The organism is Pseudomonas sp. GL-B-19 (assembly GCF_019956415.1).
In the GTDB taxonomy this organism is placed as follows: domain Bacteria; phylum Pseudomonadota; class Gammaproteobacteria; order Pseudomonadales; family Pseudomonadaceae; genus Aquipseudomonas.
Window position 1 is genome coordinate 84,609 of record NZ_JAHBDK010000020.1, and the last position, 18,295, is coordinate 102,903.

Consider the following 18,295-nt stretch of genomic DNA (forward strand, 5'->3'; position numbering starts at 1 on the left):
CATGCACCTGCTCAGGACCCAGCCCGGCGGTTTCGTGTCGGATGACAACATCGCCGACCTTGGCCAAACCCCCGCCGAGCTGGTGATCCTGTGCAGCGGTGATTCCAGCCTCGCGCTGCTTGCTGAAGCCGCGCAGCAACTACCCGACGACTACCCCAGCGTGCGCCTGGCCAACCCGATGCAGGTGCAGAATCACGCCTCGGTCGATCTGTATGTCGATGAAGTGTTGCGTCACGCCAAGGTGATTCTGATCTCACTGCACGGCGGCATCGCCTATTGGCGGTATGGCGTCGAGCGGTTGGTGCAATTGTCCGAACGGGGCGTGCAGCTGATTCTGGTGCCGGGCGATGATCGTCCGGACCCGGAACTCAGCGACCTCAGCACCGTGGAGGCCTGCGACCGTGACCGGCTCTGGCAGTTTTTGCGTCAGGGCGGCATGGGCAATGCCCTGGATTTTTTCCGTTGTCTGGCCACTCGCTGGTTGGGCCGCGATTACGCCTGGGCCGAGCCGCAAATTCTGCCACGCACGGCGATTTACCACCCGCACAAAAGCCCCACTGAACTGAAGGATTGGCAAGCCGACTGGCAGGCCGATCAACCCGTGGCAGCGGTGCTGTTTTACCGCTCGCATTTGCAGGCGGCCAATACCGGTTTTATCGATGTTTTCTGCCAGCGTTTGCAGGCGGCGGGGTTGAACCCTTTGCCGATTGCCGTGGCCAGTTTGAAAGAGCCCGGCTGCCTGACGGTGGTCGAGGATTGGCTGGATGAAGTCGAGGCGGGGGTGATTTTGAACACCACCGGTTTCGCCCAATCCAGCCCAGAAGCACCGCACTTGCGCCCGTTTCGCCGCAACATCCCGGTGATCCAGGCGATCTGCGCCCAGGACAACGAGCCCGGTTGGCGCGCCAGCGAGCAGGGTCTCGGCCCGCGTGATCTGGCGATGCACATCGCGTTGCCGGAGCTGGACGGGCGCATCATCAGCCGTCCGATCAGTTTCAAGGACCTGGCGTGGCGCAGCGAGCGCAGTCAGTCCGATGTGGTGTGTTATCGACCTCAGCCGGAACGCATGGATTTTGTCGCCGAACTGGCGCGGCGCTGGATCGATCTGGCGCGGGTACCGAACAGCGAAAAACGCATCGCCCTGATCCTTGCCAACTACCCGACCCGTGATGGACGCATCGGCAATGGCGTCGGCCTCGACACGCCGGCTGCCGCATTGAATATCCTGCGTGCGCTGCATAAAGAAGGTTATCCGTTGGCGGCCGAATTGCCGGACAGCGGTACCGCACTAATCCAGCAATTGCTCGGCGGTGTCAGCAACGACCTCGACACCTTAGACCAGCGTCCGTGTCATCAAAGCCTCGCGCTGGACGAATACAACCGCATGTTCGACGCCTTGCCCGAGGCCAATCGCCAGGCCGTGCTGGAACGTTGGGGCGCGCCCGAAAGCGACCCAATGTACCGTGGCGGGCGCATGATGATCGCTGGCCTGCGCTTCGGTCTGACCTTCGTCGGCATTCAACCGGCGCGCGGCTATCAGGTGGACCCGAGTGCGGTGTATCACGACCCGGACCTGGTACCGCCTCACGGCTATCTGGCGTTTTATTTCTGGCTGCGCAACACCTACGGTGCCCACGGCGTGATTCACGTCGGCAAGCACGGCAACCTCGAATGGCTGCCGGGCAAAGGCGTCGGGCTGTCGGAAAACTGCTGGCCGGATGTACTGCTCGGGCCGTTGCCGAACATCTATCCGTTTATCGTCAACGATCCGGGCGAGGGCGCACAGGCCAAACGCCGCACCCAGGCGGTGATTATCGACCACTTGATGCCGCCGCTGACGCGTGCTGAAACCTATGGGCCACTGCGCAACCTTGAGCTGCTGGCCGATGAATATTACGAAGCGCAACTGCTTGATCCGCGTCGCGCCCGCGAGTTACAGCGCGACATTCTGCAACTGGTGCGCGAAACCCACATTGACCGCGAACTGCAACTGGACGAAAAACTCGACAGCGATGCCGATGCGGCGATCTGGTTGCCGCGCCTGGACACGTACCTGTGTGATTTGAAGGAATCGCAGATTCGCGATGGCCTGCACATCTTCGGCGAGTCACCGGCCGGGCGGTTGCGCATCGATACGTTATTGGCGCTGTTGCGGATTCCGCGCGGTGATGGCCGTGGTGCGCAATCCAGTTTGCTGCGGGCGTTGGCCAAGGCGTTCGGGTTGGGTTTCGATCCGCTGGATTGTGCGCTGGCCGAGCCTTGGACCGGGCTGCGTCCTGCTGAGCTGCAATCGCTCAGTGATGAGGTCTGGCGTACGGCGGGTGATACGCGTGAACGCCTGGAACTGTTTGCCGCTCAACTCATTTCGCAAACTTTGATGACTGAACCCGGACCCTGTAGGAGTGAGCCTGCTCGCGATGCGGTTCATCATTCAACGTTGATGTCGATTGACACACCGCTATCGCGAGCAGGCTCACTCCCACAGGAGGCGGGTTGGTCGGACGTGCGTGCCATCATCGAAAGCCTGCGTGAAGTCGTCGCGCCACGTCTTGACGCTTGTGGCCCGGCAGAAATGCGCGGTCTGCTCGACGCCCTGAAGGGTCGTTTCGTCCCGGCCGGCCCCAGCGGCGCACCGAGTCGCGGTCGCCTGGACGTGCTGCCGACCGGGCGCAACTTCTATTCGGTGGACGTGCGCAACCTGCCAACCACCACCGCATGGCGCATTGGCTTCCAGTCAGCGAACCTGATTCTCGAACGGCATCTGCAAGATCACGGCGATCACCTGCGTCAGCTCGGCCTGTCGGTCTGGGGCACCGCAACCATGCGCACCGGCGGCGACGACATCGCCCAAGCCATGGCGCTGATGGGCGTGCGTCCGGTCTGGGCCACGGGCAGTCAGCGGGTCGACGATTTCGAAATTCTGCCGCTGAGCTTACTTGACCGCCCGCGCGTGGACGTCACTCTGCGTGTTTCCGGGTTCTTCCGCGATGCCTTTGCCAACCTGATCCGTTTGTTCGACGCAGCCGTGCAAGCGGTTGCAGCTCTGGACGAGCCGGATGACCTCAACCCGCTGGCCGCCAAAGTGCGTGCCGAGCGTGAAGCGTTGATGCAATCGGGTCTGGATGCAGACGCCGCGAACCGTCAGGCTGGCTGGCGGATTTTCGGTGCCAAACCCGGTGCCTATGGCGCCGGTGTGCAGGGCGCTATCGACGGTCGTCTGTGGCAAAGCCGTGAAGACCTGGCCGAGGTTTACCTGAACTGGGGCGGCTACGCTTATGGCGGTTCCGACGAAGGCACCGCTGCCCGCGAACAATTCGCCCAGCGCCTGAGCCAGGTGCAAGCGGTGCTGCAAAACCAGGACAACCGCGAGCACGATTTGCTCGATTCCAACGACTATTACCAATTCCAGGGCGGCATGCTCGCCGCTGTGGAAAGCCTCAGCGGTGAAGCCGCGGCCAGTTACCACGGCGATCACAGTCAGCCGGACTTGCCGAAGATTCGCACTTTGAAAGAAGAGCTGAACCGAGTGATCCGCTCCCGGGCGGCGAATCCGAAGTGGATCGAGGGGGTGAAACGTCACGGCTACAAAGGCGCGTTTGAACTGGCGGCGACGGTCGATAACCTGTTTGCGTTCGACGCCACCACGCAATTGATTGACGATCACCAGTACGCATTGCTGGCCGACGCCTATTTGCTCGACCCGGCGACTCGGGATTTTGTTCGTGAGCACAATCCGCACGCCTTGCGAGACATGACCGAACGGATGCTGGAAGCGCAGCAGCGGGGGATGTGGAAGGAACCGGGCGAGTATCGCGAGGCGCTGGAAAACTTGCTGCTGGATATAGAAGAAGACAGCTAATGCACTTACCCCTGTAGGAGTGAGCCTGCTCGCGATGACATTCTTTCAGCCAACAAAGATGCTGTCTGAAATACCGCTATCGCGAGCAGGCTCACTCCTACAGGTTTAAGGTTCACCTGCCACCGACCATGACCGAGTATTGAAGATGACCGACACCCCGCATTTCCCGTTATCCGCCGTGGTCGGTGCCGACGACTTGAAACTCGCCCTGTACCTGACCGCCATCGACCCGAAAATCGGCGGCGTGCTGATCGAAGGTCCGCGCGGCATGGCCAAATCCACTTTGGCCCGGGGTCTCGCGGACCTGTTGGCCAGCGGTCAATTCGTCACCTTGCCATTGGGCGCCACCGAAGAGCGTCTGGTCGGCACCCTCGACCTCGACGCCGCCCTGAGTGACGGGCGAGCACAATTTTCCCCCGGTGTATTGGCGAAGGCAGACGGCGGCGTGCTCTACGTCGATGAAGTCAATCTGCTGCCCGATCACCTCGTGGACCTGTTGCTCGACGTCGCCGCCAGCGGCACCAACCTGATTGAGCGTGACGGCATTTCCCATCGGCATTCGGCGAAGTTTGTGCTGATCGGCACCATGAACCCGGAAGAGGGCGAACTGCGTCCGCAACTGCTCGACCGCTTTGGCCTGAACGTCGCGCTCAGTGGGCACACCGCACCCACTGAACGCGGCCAGATCATCCGTCGACGACTGGATTTCGACAGCGATCCGCAACGCTTCTGCGCGCAGTGGGAACACCAGCAGCAGTCGTTGCGCGAACGGTGTGAAAAGGCCCGTAGCGTCCTGGCGAGCATCCCCCTTGACGATGAAGCGCTGGCACTGATCACTGAGCGCTGCTTTGCCGCTGGCGTCGATGGCTTGCGCGCTGACCTGGTCTGGTTACGCGCTGCACGCGCCCATGCCGCATGGCGCGGTGCAAACATGATCACCGAGGTCGATATCGACGCCGTCGCCGAGTTCGCCTTGCGCCATCGTCGTCGTGAGCAATCACCGCCGGCACCGCAACACCGTCAGCCGCCGTCTGCACAAAACTCCAACCCGAGCGAAGGCCAGGGCCAATGGGGTGAAATGCCCGCCCAGGCGCTGCCGGTCGGCGCACGCCGCGAAGTGCCGAGCTGGCCAAAAAAGCCCTAGGCATTCGCCCTCGATCTGATGCGGGGGCGAATGCCAGACCCCGCGCAGGACGGCTGGACAATGGCAAGCAAGGCAAACGCCACGCCGCGCGCAGCGGCTCGATCAACTGGCCCGGTACCTTGCTCAACGGCCGGCCACGTCAGCGCAGCGATGTGCTGTTCCACCTGCGCACGCGCTCTGCCCACGAACTGTGGCTGGTGATCGTCGATGCGTCCGCCTCGACCCGACGTCACCAGGCGTTGAGCGATGCCAAAGGCTTGCTGGCGCAACTGTTCGACGATGCCTACCGCCAGCGCGCGCGGTTGGCGTTGTTGACAGCCAGCGGTCTTGCGCCCAAGTGGCAAGTGCAAGGCTTGAAAGCGTCGTCGGGTATGCGCGACTGGCTCGATGGTCTGGGGGCGGGCGGCGGTACGCCGTTATTGGCGGCGCTGGGTGAGGCGGGGCGCTGGCTGGCGATGCGGCAAAAGCGTTTTCCGGCGGAACAACAGCGGGTGTTGCTGGTGACGGACGGGCGGTTGAAAGAGTGGTCGAGTTTGCCGGTGCTGGAGTGTCCGGGGCTGCTGATTGATATCGAACGTGGGCCGATTCGGTTGGGGCGAGCGAAGCAGATGGCGGTGGAGTTACAAGCGGATTATCGGCACATTGATGAGCTGATTCTGGGCTGAGATTCTGGTTGGCTGTTCCGGCCCTTTCGCTGGCAAGCCAGCTCCTACATTGGTTCTGTAGGAGCTGGCTTGCCAGCGAATGGAACCAACTCGGTCTCAGATTATTTGCCCATCGCCTGCCGGTACTGCCGAGTCCGTCGGCTGATGTACAACTGGTCAAGAATCAGCGCCCACAGCGCCGACACCTGTGGCCGAGGCTTATGCCCGCGACTCAGGCGCTTGAGCTGAAACTTCACCACCGCCATGCTCGCCAGCGCGGCCAGCGGTTTGCGTTTCCACAGAATCGGCGGCAACTGCGGATGGCTGTTGCGGCCTTCGCGCCAGTGTTTGACCAACTGCGGCTCCACCGCCAGTGCTGTGCCGATACCGGCCATGGCAATACCGCTGTCGAGCACCTGTTCGACGACAGCCAGGCGCCGAATGCCGCCCGTCACCATCACCGGCATGCGCGCCACGCTGGCCAGTTCACCGGCCATTTCCAGGAAGTAAGCTTCACGGGCCAATGTTCGGCCATCGCGGGCTTCGCCTTGCATGGCCGGGGCTTCGTAGCTGCCGCCGGAGAGTTCCAACAGGTCGATGTGTTGCTCGTTGAGCCACACAATCACCTGGCGGGCATCATTGGCGTCAAAACCGCCGCGCTGGAAGTCGGCGGAGTTGAGTTTCACCGCCACGCAAAACTGCGGTGAGACGGCTTGGCGAACGGCGCTGACCACGTCCAGCAGCAAACGCGCGCGATTCTCCAGCGATCCACCCCAACGGTCGGTGCGGCGATTGGTCAATGGCGAGAGGAACTGGCTGATCAAGTAACCGTGCGCCGCATGAATCTGCACGCCGGTGAAGCCAGCTTGTTCGGCGAGGGCCGCGCTGGTGGCGAAGCGCGCGATGACCTCGGCGATATCGTCTTCGGACATCGGTTTGGGCTCGGCAAACATCTTCGAAAACGCCCCCATGTCCAGCGCGACGGCGGATGGCGCCAAGGCTTGTTGGCCGAGGTTGGCCATGGTCTGGCGGCCGGGATGATTGAGCTGCATCCAGAACTGCGCTCCACCGGATCGGCCGATGGTTGCCCACTGACGAAAGCGTTGCAGATCGCGATCATCTTCCAGCACCACGCCACCGGGACCGGTCATGGCGCGGCGGTCGATCATGACATTGCCGCTCAGCAACAGACCGGCTTCGCCCTCGGCCCAGGCCTGATACAGCTGAAACAACGCGCCTGACGGTGCTTGCCCGGTGTCGGCGAGGTTTTCTTCCATCGCGGCTTTGGCGATACGATTGCCGACGGTCTGGCCGTTGGGCAGATTCAACGCTTGGAAGGGCGACATGCTTGACTCCTCATCAGTGAAGAGCAGAGGCTAAGCTTAAAGTTAACTTTAATGTCAAGCAGGCAAATGAGGCCGTGATGAAAATTGGTGAATTGGCGCAGTTAAGCGGGCTGAACGCTTCGCGCATTCGTTTTTATGAGGCTCAGGGCTTGATTCGTCAGGTAGAGCGCTCGGCCAACGGCTACCGGCGGTATCCCGCCCAAGTGCTGCAAACGCTGATGATCATTCAGTGCGCCCAACAGGCCGGGTTTAGCCTCGAAGAGCTGAAGCAGTTGTTACCGGACACCGTGACGGGCGAGTTCAAGCGCGATGAACTGGTGGCGGGGCTTGTGCGCAAGGTCGAGCAGATCGAAGAAATGCAACTTCACCTGGCCCAGAGCAAGGCGAAGTTGCTAGTGGTGATCGAAGGCATCCAGGCGCGGCCTGAAGGGATAGCCTGTGAGGCGAATGCCGAGCGGGTGATGGCGTCGCTCAAGCATCAGTTTTGATCGATGCACGAATCACCGTAAGCCTGGTAGCGCAAGACATGGGTGGTGCCCATCGTGTCGACGTAAGTCATCTCCCGTGGGCCGATTCCGCAATAGTCACCGTTGGTGATGTTGACGACCTTGGCAATGTTCAGCGGTTTCGAATAGCTGTAATCCTCGACGTTCGAGGGGCTGGAGTTGTCGACAGCGGCAGCAGTGCCGCTCAGGCCAATCAGAAACAGCGTGGACAGAAGGCTTTTCATGATGGGGCTCTCGTAGTGGCTACTGAATGATTTCAGTGGCAGTACGACGAGCCCCGCCTGGGTTTATTCCAGGCTTTGGGGAAAAAAGCTTCGCGAGCAGGCTCTGCCAGACACCATCACTGCACGCCTCAACACCCACCCCGACAACCCAACCGCTCAGACGCCCGAGGCACCGTGCACAACCTGCGCAAGGTTTGGCGCAACCACGCCAGATCGTGACTCGGTTTTTGGCGCACGTTTCGCGGTCTGAGCTTGCCAACGTGGTTGGCGAAATCCTGTTCCAGCGTCTGCCGAGTGCCAATACCCTTGAGCTTCTTCAGCAATCTCCCGTCTTTGAAGAACAGTACGGTCGGCGTGCCGGTGACGTTCGGGTGCCGGGGTGATTTGCCGGTGTTCAACACATAGATGTTTGCGTGATGACGATATCGCTGGGCAACTTCGCGAAAGACCGGCTCCGCCGACTCGCACGCCGGACAGTCTTCGTTGCCGAAAAACAGAATAACCGGACGCCAGGTTTTTAACGCCTTACGGTAGACCGGAGCCAGAGATGCCAGGTGGGTTGTCGAGCTCATTGAAATCTCCTTTTCAAAACGACCATCGAGGTTTCCCGACGTTAAAGGAGGGGGCAGGGTGGGTCTACTGTCAGAAATTACAGGTGGCTTTTCCCTGAGCTGTGAACGATACGGCTTACTGCACCGCACGTTCAGTTTTCAATCTCCCCCAACATTCCCCCAAAACCTGTGGCACACTTTCTGCCGCCGGTTTCCGTTATTACCTACACGCGTCCGCTATAGCGGAATATGCATCTATCAGGAGAAACAATCATGAGCATTATCCGTTACGGCACCGGCAGCACCGCCGGTGGTGGCCAACCCCGTCCTTTCGCGCGCGCAGTTGAAGCCGACGGCTGGCTGCATGTGTCCGGGCAGGTGCCGGCGCTGAATGGCGAAATCATTGTCGGTGGTATCGTCGAGCAGACTCACCAGACCATGAAAAACCTGATCGCGATCCTCGAAGAGGCCGGTTATGGGCTGGAAGACGTGGTGCGCACCGGCGTGTGGCTGGAAGACCCACGGGATTTCTGGAGTTTCAACAAGGTGTTTTCCGAGTACTTCAGCCCGGAACATGCACCGGCACGCGCGTGTGTGCAGGCGAACATGATGGTTGATTGCAAGGTCGAGATTGACTGCATCGCCTACAAGAAAAAGGCCTGAACCGCGGTGCGTCCATCGCGGGCAAGCCTTGCTCCTACAAGAGCGCTGCAAAACCTGTAGGAGCATGGCTTGCCAGCGATGGCGGCCTAACCCGGCCACTTAGCATGGGAGCCTGAAGACATGACCGAAGACACCATCAAGCGTCGGGCACGCGGTCTGGACCGGGCGTTCGATATCCTCGATTTCCTCAAGGAAGTCGGCAAACCGCTACGCCCGAATGAAATTGCCAGCGGCATCGGCAGTCCCAAATCCACGGTCTACGAACTGGTCGCGTCTCTGCTGGAACGACGCATTCTCGAACCCGCGGGCAAGGACGGTCACGTCTATCTGGGCCGACAGTTGTACTTCCTCGGTCAGGCGCATTTGCGTCATTTCGACCTGACCCGCGAGGCCGATCACGCCTTGCAGGAGATCGTCAGCCAGACTCATGAAACCGCGCAAATGTGCCTGCTCAACGGGCGCAAATATACTGTGGCGCTGATGAAGGAGGGCGAGCGGCATTTCCGCATTTCCTCGGACATCGGCGAGAACGCGCCGATTCCCTGGACCGCGTCCGGGCGCCTGCTGCTGGCACACTTGAGTGACGAGGAAATCATCGACCTGATCGACCACGACGATTTCATCCTGCCCAACGGCGAACGCCTGCCGCTGGAGCAGTTTCTTGGTGAAATCCGTCAGGCCGCTATCGATGAGTTTTTCTCGTTCGATAGCGTCGCCGACACCTTTACCCATTGCTTCGCCGCCCCGGTCAAAGACCCCAGCGGCGTGGCCATTGCGACCCTTTGCATCGTTGCCCCACGGGCAGATGCCAAGACTCATTACAGCGACTATCGTCGGGTGTTGATTGACAGCGCCAACAACCTGGCCCGGCGTATCAACGAATAACAGCGGCTGTCTGCGGCCGCGAACGTGAGGAGTTCGACCATGTCTACTGCCCAAAACACTGCCGCCGTGGAAAAGGGCTTTGCCCATATCGGCGCCAACCTGGTCCGCGATGTCAGCCTGCCGGTGCTGGTACTGCACCGTGAGGCGCTCGAACACAACATTCGCTGGATGCAGGCCTTTGCCAGCAACAGCGGTGCCGAGCTCGCGCCCCACGGCAAAACCAGCATGACCCCGGCGCTGTTTCGTCGCCAACTGGACGCCGGCGCCTGGGGCATCACCCTGGCCAGTGCCACGCAAACCCGAGCGGGATATGCCCATGGCGTGCGTCGGGTGCTGATGGCCAACCAATTGGTCGGCACGCCGAACATGGCGCTGATTGCCGTTCTGCTGGCAGACCCGACTTTCGATTTTCATTGCATGGTCGATCACCCGGACAACGTCTCCGACCTCGGCGCCTACTTCGCCTCACGCGGTGTGCGCTTGAACGTGATGATCGAGTACGGAGTAGTGGGCGGTCGATGCGGTTGCCGGACTGAAGCAGAAGTCATCGCACTGGCCAAAGCCATCAACGCGCAACCGGCGCTGGCGCTGACCGGCATCGAAGGCTATGAAGGCGTGATCCATGGTGATCATGCGGTCAGCGGCATTCGTGATTTCGCTGCGTCTTTGGTGCGTCTGGCGGTGCAGCTGCAGGACAGCGGTGCATTTGCGATTGCCAAGCCGATCATCACTGCATCAGGGTCGGCCTGGTATGACTTGATTGCCGAAGAGTTCGAAGCACAGAACGCTGGCGGGCGTTTCCTGAGTGTGCTGCGTCCTGGCAGCTACGTGGCGCACGACCATGGCATTTACAAGGAAGCGCAATGCTGCGTGCTCGACCGCCGCAACGACCTCAACGAAGGCCTGCGTCCGGCAATGGAAGTCTGGGCGCACGTGCAGTCGATGCCGGAGCCGGGTTTTGCAGTGATTGCCCTGGGCAAGCGCGACGTGGCCTACGACGCCGGTTTGCCGGTGCCGCTGCTGCGTTACAAGGCCGGCGTGGTGCCGGCGAAGGGCGATGACGTCAGCGCCTGCAAGGTGACGGCGGTAATGGATCAGCACGCGTTCATGACTGTGGCGCCGGGGGTTGAATTGCGAGTGGGCGACATCATTTCGTTCGGCACCTCGCACCCGTGCCTGACGTTCGACAAGTGGCGTACGGGGTGTCTGGTGGATGAACAGCTGAACGTCATCGAAACCATGGAAACCTGTTTCTAAGGGCTGAGACCGAGGTGTGGCCTTCGCGAGCAGGCTCGCTCCCACAGGGATTGTGTGAACACTGAAAATCCACTGTGGGAGCGAGCCTGCTCGCGAAGGCGGCCTGCCAAACACCGCAGAAACACCGGACAGACTGAGAAAGAACAATGAACACCATCAACACCCTCGGCCCCAACACCCCGCGCATCGCCCTGATTGGCGAATGCATGATCGAACTGCAACAACGCGCTGACGGCAGCCTGCAACAAAGCTTCGGCGGCGACACCCTGAACACCGCCGTCTACCTGTCCCGTGAGCTGGGCACGAGCGGCGCTGTCGATTACGTCACCGCCCTGGGCGACGACAGTTTCAGCGACGCCATGTGTCAGAACTGGGCTGGCGAAAACATCGGCCTCGGCATGGTTCAGCGCTTACCGGGACGTTTGCCCGGTTTGTATTGCATCCAGACCGACGCGGCCGGCGAGCGTCGTTTCCTCTACTGGCGCAACGAAGCGGCTGTACGCGATTGCTTTACCACGCCGGCCGCCGCGCCGTTTCTGGCGGCGCTGCCGGATTACGATGTGCTGTATTTCAGCGGCATCACTCTGGCGGTACTCGGTGTGCAAGGTCGGGAAAAGTTGTTGGAAACCCTGATTGAAGCCCGCCAGCGAGATGCGCGGATCGTCTTCGACAACAATTACCGGCCGCGTTTGTGGGCGTCGGTTGAAGAGGCCCGCACGGCGTATCGCAGTGTGTTGCCCTTTGTGGACCTGGCGTTGCTGACCGTGGAGGACGAGCAGGCGCTGTTCCATTTTTCCGATTGCGATGCTGTGTTTGCCGCGTACGAGCAGATCGGTACGCCGGAGGTGGTACTCAAGCGCGGTTCAGAAGCGTGCCTGATTCGCTGTGACGGCGAGTCGTTTGAAGTACCGGCGCAGAAGGTTGAGCGCGTGGTGGATACTACGGCGGCGGGGGATTCGTTCAGCGCGGCGTACCTGGCCAGTCGGCTCAAGGGCGGGAGCGCGGTTGAAGCGGCTGAGGCCGGGCATCGGTTGGCGAGTCGGGTGATTCAGGTGCCGGGGGCAATCATTCCGAGATAGGGGGTGAATGGCCGTTTGCTGCGCAATCGGTTCGCGGGCAAGTCGAATCGTCGCACCGCCGCTCCCACATTGGATCTTCAGTGTTCACAAATCCTGTGGGAGCGAGCCTGCTCGCGATGAGGCCCGAAAGCCCACCGCTCAATCCCGGTAAAACACCTGCACCAGGTGATACCCGAATTTGCTCTTGATTGGGCCATGCACTACACGCAGCGGTTTCTTGAAAATCACTGCATCAATGACGCCGACCATCTGCCCCGGCCGCACTTCGCCCAAGTCACCACCGCGCTTGCCGGACGGGCAGGTTGAGTATTTTTTGGCCAGCACATCGAAGGCTTCGCCCTTGGCGATGCGTTGTTTGAGCTGCTCGGCTTCTTCCGAGGTTTTCACCAGAATATGGCGGGCTTGAGCTTTCATGGGCATACCTTGCATCGGTGGTGGCTATGTTGGTGCCAGCGGGGGGCGGGCGATTATGCCTCAACTCACTCGGGTTGGCCGATCATCGTCCGAATCTTGTTGGCCAGCAGGTCGATGGAGAAGGGCTTGGCCACCATGTCCATGCCTTCTTCGAGGAAGCCCTGGCGTTCGGTGGCCTTTTCCGCGTAACCGGTCATGAACAACACTTTGAGATCCGGGCGATGCTGACGGGCGATCTCCGCCAGTTGCCGCCCGTTCATGCCCGGCAGCCCGACATCGGTCACCAGCAGGTCGACGCGCAGGTCGGATTCCAGCAAGGGCAGGGCCGTCTTCGCATCTTCGGCTTCGTGTGCGTGGTAACCCAGCTCATTGAGCAAGTTGAGCACCAGCATGCGCACCGCCGGATCGTCTTCCACCAACACCACGGTTTCACCGGCAATCGCCGCCGGTGCTTCGCCCGTCACGGGTATCAATACGTCTTGCGGTTCCATGGCGTGCAGGCGTGGCAAGTACAAGCGCACGCTGGTGCCCTTGCCCGGCAAACTGAACAGGCTGACATGCCCGCCCGATTGCTGGGCGAAGCCGTAAATCATCGACAACCCCAGGCCGGTGCCCTGGCCGATGGGTTTGGTGGTGAAGAACGGATCGAACGCCTTGGCCAATATGGACGGCGTCATGCCGGTGCCGTTATCACTGACGGCAATCATTACGTAATCCCCGGCCTTGACCGGTTCCAGCGTGATGATGTCACCGCCGTCGAGGTAAACATTGGCGGTTTCAATCAGCAGTTCGCCGCCATCGGGCATTGCGTCTCGGGCGTTGATCACCAGGTTGAGCAGGGCGTTTTCCAGTTGGCTGACGTCGGTGCTGATCGGCCAGACTTCATCGGCCAGTTGCAACTTGAGTTCGATGTGTTCGCCCTTGGTCCGGCTGAGCAGGTCCTCCAGCGAGCGCACCAACTCATTGGTGTTCAGCAGCTTGCGATCCAGAGATTGGCGGCGGGAGAACGCCAGCAGGCGATGGGTCAGCGCGGCGGCGCGGTTGGCCGAGGACACGGCGGCTTCGGTAAAACGGCCGATCTCGTCGGTGCGCCCCTCGGCGATGTAGCGTTGCATCAAGTCGAGGCTGCCGATGATCCCGGTTAGCATGTTGTTGAAGTCATGGGCGATGCCGCCAGTGAGCTGGCCGACCGCTTCCATTTTCTGTGCATGGCGCAAGGCATCTTCGGCGCGCTCACGTTCGAACATCTCGTTTTGCAGACGCTGGTTGGCTTCAGCGAGCTGTTGAGTACGGGCAGCAACGCGCTCTTCCAGGGTTTCGTTGAGATTGCGCAAGGCTTCTTCGGTCTTTTTGCGCTCGGTTTCGTCGATCACAAAAATGTAGAACCCATTCACTGCGCCATCCGCACCGTGGCGCGGCAGGTAATTCATCAATGCCTGACGGAGGCTGCCGTCGCGGTGCGGCGTGCTGATGCTGAAACAGCAGGGTTTGCCCTTCAGCGCGTCGGTGATGTATTCGGCGCGCAAGGCATAGGCCTCATCACCCAGCACTTCACGAATGGTTTTGCCGTAAAGCTCCTGCGGCGTCAGCCCATACCAGTCCAGGTACGCGGAGTTGTTCAGGCGGAAACGCTCTTCACTGTCGACGTAGCTGATCAGGACCGGCATCGCGTTGATGATCAGTTGCAACTCGGTCTGGCTCTGGCGCAACGCCTGTTCGGTGTGTTTGCGCTCGGTCAGGTCCAGCGCCGCGCCGAGAAAACGCATCGGCCGGCCGTGGTGATCCTTGTAGCAACGCCCCCGGGCAAACACCCAGCGCAACTGGCCGTCGGGTTGCAGCAGACGATATTCCTCTGCGTACTCGGTGCCATGGGTGATGCAGTGCTTGATGCTGCGCGCAATCATCGCCCGGTCTTCCGGATGCACGCCTTGGAGGTAGGCGCTGATCGGCAACTGCCCGGCCATGCCCGGATCGACGCCGTGCAGTTGGGCGAAATGGGCGTCGGCGAGGAAACGGTCTTCGTCGATCTCCCAGTCCCAGGTGCCAACCGCGTCGGTAGCGGCCAAGGCCAGTTGCAGGCGCTGTTCGGTGTCGCGCTGGGCCTTGAGGCTGGCAGCCGAGCGCTGTTCCAGTTCAAGGGCGATGCGGCGGCGTTCGTTGGTTTCGATGGCGGTGACCAGAATCCCGGCTACCTCGGCGTTTTCATCGCTGATCGGGCTGTAGGTCAAATCCAGCCAGAAGTCGGAATCCTCACCGTCACGTTGCAAGGTAAAGCGTTGTTCGCTGTAGGTGCGCACCTGGCCCTGCAGGACGGCGCGGTAAATCGGGTCGGTAAAGTCCTGGAGTTCTGGCCAGATCTGGTGCGTCGGCTGTCCGAACGCGTGTGGGTGTTTGCTGCCGGCGAGGAGGGCGAAGCCATCGTTGTAGATCTGTGTGAGTTGCGGTCCCCATAGCAATAGCATCGGCATCGGTGAGTGAATCACGATGTCCACGGCAGTGCGCAGGCTCTGCGGCCAGGTGCAAGCAGCGCCCAATGGGGTGCGTGTCCAGTCCAGTCTGGCAATCAAGGCCAGGGCATCGCTGCCGGTGGGTGATGCGTTCATCCAGTGTCCTGCGTTTAAGTCGGTGTGGCGGCGTCTTCTATCTCGTAGGGCGGTAGACGCTGAATGACCCGTGTTGGGTCATTATTTTTTCATTGAATGCTTCGCGGGTGCTTTTTGCCATGGAAATCGATGTTTTCGCAAATCATCGGCTGACGCAGATATAACTGTGGGAGCGAGCCTGCTCGCAAATGCGGTGAATCAGTCGACATCAATGTTGGCTGACACATCACATTCGCGAGCAGGCTCGCTCCCACAGGGGATCTTCTTCAGTCCTGGAGTTCGGGGCGGTTGCGGAATTGTTCGAGCGCCTCCGGATTAGCCAGCGCATCGGTGTTTTTCACCTTATGTCCGTGCACTACGTTTCTGACCGCCAACTCGACGACTTTGCCGCTGATGGTGCGTGGAATATCGGTCACCGCGACGATCTTCGCCGGCACATGCCGAGGTGTGGTGTTGGCGCGGATGACCTGACGGATCTGCTGCTGCAAGGCTTCATCCAGTTCGACGCCGTCATGCAAGCGCACAAACAGTACCACCCGCACGTCATCCTGCCACTGCTGACCAATGGCCACGCTGTCCAGCACTTGCGGGACTTTTTCCACCTGACGGTAGATCTCTGCCGTGCCGATGCGCACGCCGCTGGGGTTGAGTACTGCGTCCGAGCGACCATGGATCATCATCGCGCCGTGCGGCAGTTGCTCGGCGTAATCGCCCTGGGCCCAGACACCGGGGAACTGGCTGAAATACGAAGCGTGCAGCTTTTCCTGCTGCGGATCATTCCAGAAGCCGATGGGCATCGCCGGAAAATGCCGGGTACACACCAATTCACCTTTCTCGCCGATCACCGGCTGACCATCCTCGTTCCAGACTTCGACCGCCATGCCCAGGCTCTTGCCTTGTATTTCGCCACGGCGCACCGGTTGGAAAGGGTTACCGTTCACAAAGCAAGAAACGACGTCCGTGCCACCGGACATCGAGGCCAGACACACGTCGGGTTTCAGGTCACGGTACACATAGTCATAACTCTGGGGCGACAGCGCAGAACCGGTGCAGAGCAGGGTTTTCAGACTGCTCAGGTCATGGCTTTCCCTTGGCTTCACACCGTTGCTTTCCAGCGTGGCGAGAAATTTGGGGCTGGTGCCGAAGACGCTGATGCGCTCATCGTCGATCAGGTCGATCAAGCGTTCTGGGCCGGGATGAAAAGGCGAGCCGTCATACAGGACCACGGCGCTGCCCACGGCGAGGGCCGAGACCAGCCAGTTCCACATCATCCAGCCGCACGTCGTGTAGTAGAACAACCGATCGCCGGCGCCGAGATCGCAATGCAATCCGTGCTCCTTGATGTGCTGCAGCAATACGCCGCCGGTGCTGTGGACGATGCATTTCGGCACGCCGGTGGTGCCGCTGGAATAGAGGATGTACAGCGGGTGCGCGAAGGGCACGGGGACGAAATCCGGTTCGCCGCCGACGTCGTAGAAATCCTCCCACAACGCCACGTTGGCGCGGGTATGGAAGTCCACGATGTGCGCCTGCGGCCGTGCATAAGGCACAACGATGAACTGCTGCAGCGACGGCAGGCGTTGAAGAATTTCGTTGATTTTGCCGGTCTGGTCGATGTCCTTGCCGGCGTAGCGGTAACCGGCGCAGGTGATCAGTACTTTCGGTTCGATCTGGCCGAAGCGATCGATCACACCTTGAGTGCCAAAATCCGGAGACGAGCAGGACCAAATCGCCCCCAGGCTGGTGGTGCCGAGCATGGCCACCAGTGTTTGCCAGGTGTTGGGCATGCACGCCGCTACACGATCGCCAAGGCCGACCCCCGCAGCGATCAAGCTTTGCTGGAACCCGGCCACATGCTCCGCCAGCTCAGCCCAGGTCAGGTGTTCGCGCTGGCCGTTCTCACCAATGGCGATCACCGCGATGGCATCGTCGCGACGGCGCAGCAGGTGTTCGGCAAAGTTCAGGGTGGCGCCGGGGAACCACCGGGCGCTGGGCATTTGCGGGCCCTCGACCAGCACCGCGTCAGGTTGATCGTGAAAACGGACATCGAAGAAATCGACGATGGCTTGCCAGAAATCTTCGCGCTGATCGATGGACCATTGGTGCAGGGCCGGGTAGTCATCGACGTGGACATGATGTCGATGACTGATGGAGCGCCGAAAGGCCTCCATGCGCGACTTGCCGATGCGTTCGGTGCTGGGTTGCCAGAGGATATCGGACATGGCTTGGCCTCTTGTTCTAGCTTCAGATCCATTCGCGAGCAGGCTCGCTCCCACATTGAAATGCCATCCCCTGTGGGAGCGAGCCTGCTCGCGAAGAACGATAACGCGGTCTAGTGGCGGATTACTGCGCCAACCACCCACCATCAATATTCCACGCCGCGCCACGCACCTGGCTACCGGCCTCGCTGCACAAAAACAGCACCAGTTCACCCAGCTGCGGCGGGGTGACGAACTCCAGCGACGGCTGTTTCTCCGCGAGCAAATCATGTTGGGCCTGCTGCGGATCAATCCCGGTCGCGGCGCGGTCATCGATCTGCTTCTGCACCAACGGCGTCAACACCCAGCCCGGGCAGATCGCATTGCAGGTCACGTGCGTGGTTGCAGTCTCCAAACCGACCACTTTGGTCAAGCCGATCACTCCATGCTTGGCCGCCACGTACGCAGCCTTGCCCACCGAACCCACTTGACCATGTACCGAGGCGATGTTGATGATCCGCCCCCAGTTCTTGGCCCGCATGCGCGGCAGGCACAGGCGGGTACTGTGAAACACCGACGACAGGTTGATCGCGATAATCGAGTCCCAGCGCTCCACGGGAAAGTCCTCCACCGACGCCACATGCTGGATGCCGGCGTTGTTGACCAGAATGTCGATCCCACCGAACTCACGCTCGGCGTAGTCGATCATCTCGGCGATCTGCGCCGGGTCGCTGACGTCGGCCGGGTGATGACCGACCTTGCCGCCGAACTGCTGGACCTCGGCAATTACCTTGGAGGCATCACCGAAGCCATTGAGCACCACGTTGGCGCCGGCCTTGGCCAGGCTGAGCGCAATGCCCAGGCCGATGCCGCTGGTGGAACCGGTGACCAGTGCGGTCTTGCCTGTAAGAGTCGTCATGAA

Annotated in this window: 15 protein-coding genes; 8 read left to right on the plus strand and 7 right to left on the minus strand. The window is 60.9% G+C overall.

Going from position 1 to position 18,295, the window contains the following annotated elements; translation table 11 throughout:
- The first annotated feature begins 1 nt into the window (after position 1).
- From cobN to KGB06_RS07060, 3 genes are all read left to right on the plus strand, one after another.
- A complete protein-coding gene (cobN, locus tag KGB06_RS07050) occupies positions 2-3,859 on the plus strand; it encodes a cobaltochelatase subunit CobN (protein WP_223513163.1) in 3,858 nt (1,285 codons plus the stop codon).
- A 145-nt stretch (positions 3,860-4,004) separates the two neighbouring features.
- Positions 4,005-5,003: an ATP-binding protein gene (locus KGB06_RS07055; RefSeq protein ID WP_223513165.1), complete on the plus strand. Its 999-nt coding sequence runs from the start codon at positions 4,005-4,007 to the stop codon at positions 5,001-5,003.
- 53 nt (positions 5,004-5,056) lie between these two features.
- Positions 5,057-5,668, plus strand: coding sequence for a vWA domain-containing protein (locus tag KGB06_RS07060; protein ID WP_411741840.1), 612 nt, complete (start codon positions 5,057-5,059; stop codon positions 5,666-5,668).
- 101 nt (positions 5,669-5,769) lie between these two features.
- Here the strand turns inward: KGB06_RS07060 and KGB06_RS07065 are convergent, their stop codons facing one another.
- Positions 5,770-6,993 (minus strand): NADH:flavin oxidoreductase/NADH oxidase family protein, encoded by a 1,224-nt coding sequence (locus KGB06_RS07065; RefSeq protein ID WP_223513167.1) that lies wholly within the window; start codon positions 6,991-6,993, stop codon positions 5,770-5,772.
- A gap of 77 nt (positions 6,994-7,070) precedes the next feature.
- Here KGB06_RS07065 and KGB06_RS07070 point away from each other — a divergent pair, with 77 nt between their 5' ends.
- The gene (locus tag KGB06_RS07070) at positions 7,071-7,481 is read left to right on the plus strand and encodes a MerR family transcriptional regulator (RefSeq protein WP_223513170.1); all 411 of its coding nucleotides are present in this window, start codon (positions 7,071-7,073) and stop codon (positions 7,479-7,481) included.
- On the opposite strand, the gene KGB06_RS07075 is transcribed toward KGB06_RS07070, so the two are convergent.
- The gene (locus KGB06_RS07075; protein ID WP_223513173.1) at positions 7,472-7,723 is read right to left on the minus strand and encodes a DUF2790 domain-containing protein; all 252 of its coding nucleotides are present in this window, start codon (positions 7,721-7,723) and stop codon (positions 7,472-7,474) included. The two genes, KGB06_RS07070 and KGB06_RS07075, sit on opposite strands and share 10 nt — an antisense overlap.
- 128 nt (positions 7,724-7,851) lie before the next feature.
- The gene (locus KGB06_RS07080; RefSeq protein ID WP_223513175.1) at positions 7,852-8,295 is read right to left on the minus strand and encodes a thioredoxin family protein; all 444 of its coding nucleotides are present in this window, start codon (positions 8,293-8,295) and stop codon (positions 7,852-7,854) included.
- 252 nt (positions 8,296-8,547) lie between these two features.
- Here KGB06_RS07080 and KGB06_RS07085 point away from each other — a divergent pair, with 252 nt between their 5' ends.
- The 4 genes from KGB06_RS07085 (at position 8,548) to KGB06_RS07100 (ending at position 12,158) form a co-directional block, all read left to right on the plus strand.
- Entirely contained in the window at positions 8,548-8,937 is a 390-nt protein-coding gene (locus KGB06_RS07085) for a RidA family protein (protein WP_223513178.1), read from the plus strand.
- A gap of 120 nt (positions 8,938-9,057) precedes the next feature.
- Positions 9,058-9,822, plus strand: coding sequence for an IclR family transcriptional regulator (locus KGB06_RS07090; protein WP_223513181.1), 765 nt, complete (start codon positions 9,058-9,060; stop codon positions 9,820-9,822).
- A 39-nt stretch (positions 9,823-9,861) separates the two neighbouring features.
- Positions 9,862-11,079, plus strand: coding sequence for an amino acid deaminase (locus KGB06_RS07095; protein ID WP_223513182.1), 1,218 nt, complete (start codon positions 9,862-9,864; stop codon positions 11,077-11,079).
- A 146-nt stretch (positions 11,080-11,225) separates the two neighbouring features.
- The gene (locus KGB06_RS07100; RefSeq protein WP_223513184.1) at positions 11,226-12,158 is read left to right on the plus strand and encodes a sugar kinase; all 933 of its coding nucleotides are present in this window, start codon (positions 11,226-11,228) and stop codon (positions 12,156-12,158) included.
- Between the two features lie 138 nt (positions 12,159-12,296).
- Here KGB06_RS07100 and KGB06_RS07105 read toward each other — a convergent pair whose 3' ends face one another.
- The 4 genes from KGB06_RS07105 to hbdH form a co-directional block, all read right to left on the minus strand.
- On the minus strand, positions 12,297-12,572 hold the full coding sequence (locus KGB06_RS07105; protein ID WP_007898282.1) for a peptidylprolyl isomerase: 276 nt from the start codon (positions 12,570-12,572) through the stop codon (positions 12,297-12,299).
- A gap of 65 nt (positions 12,573-12,637) precedes the next feature.
- Positions 12,638-15,175, minus strand: coding sequence for a PAS domain-containing protein (locus KGB06_RS07110; RefSeq protein ID WP_223513187.1), 2,538 nt, complete (start codon positions 15,173-15,175; stop codon positions 12,638-12,640).
- Between the two features lie 266 nt (positions 15,176-15,441).
- A complete protein-coding gene (locus tag KGB06_RS07115) occupies positions 15,442-17,397 on the minus strand; it encodes an acetoacetate--CoA ligase (protein ID WP_223513190.1) in 1,956 nt (651 codons plus the stop codon).
- Between the two features lie 121 nt (positions 17,398-17,518).
- A complete protein-coding gene (gene hbdH / locus KGB06_RS07120; RefSeq protein WP_223513193.1) occupies positions 17,519-18,292 on the minus strand; it encodes a 3-hydroxybutyrate dehydrogenase in 774 nt (257 codons plus the stop codon).
- Positions 18,293-18,295: the final 3 nt, after the last annotated feature.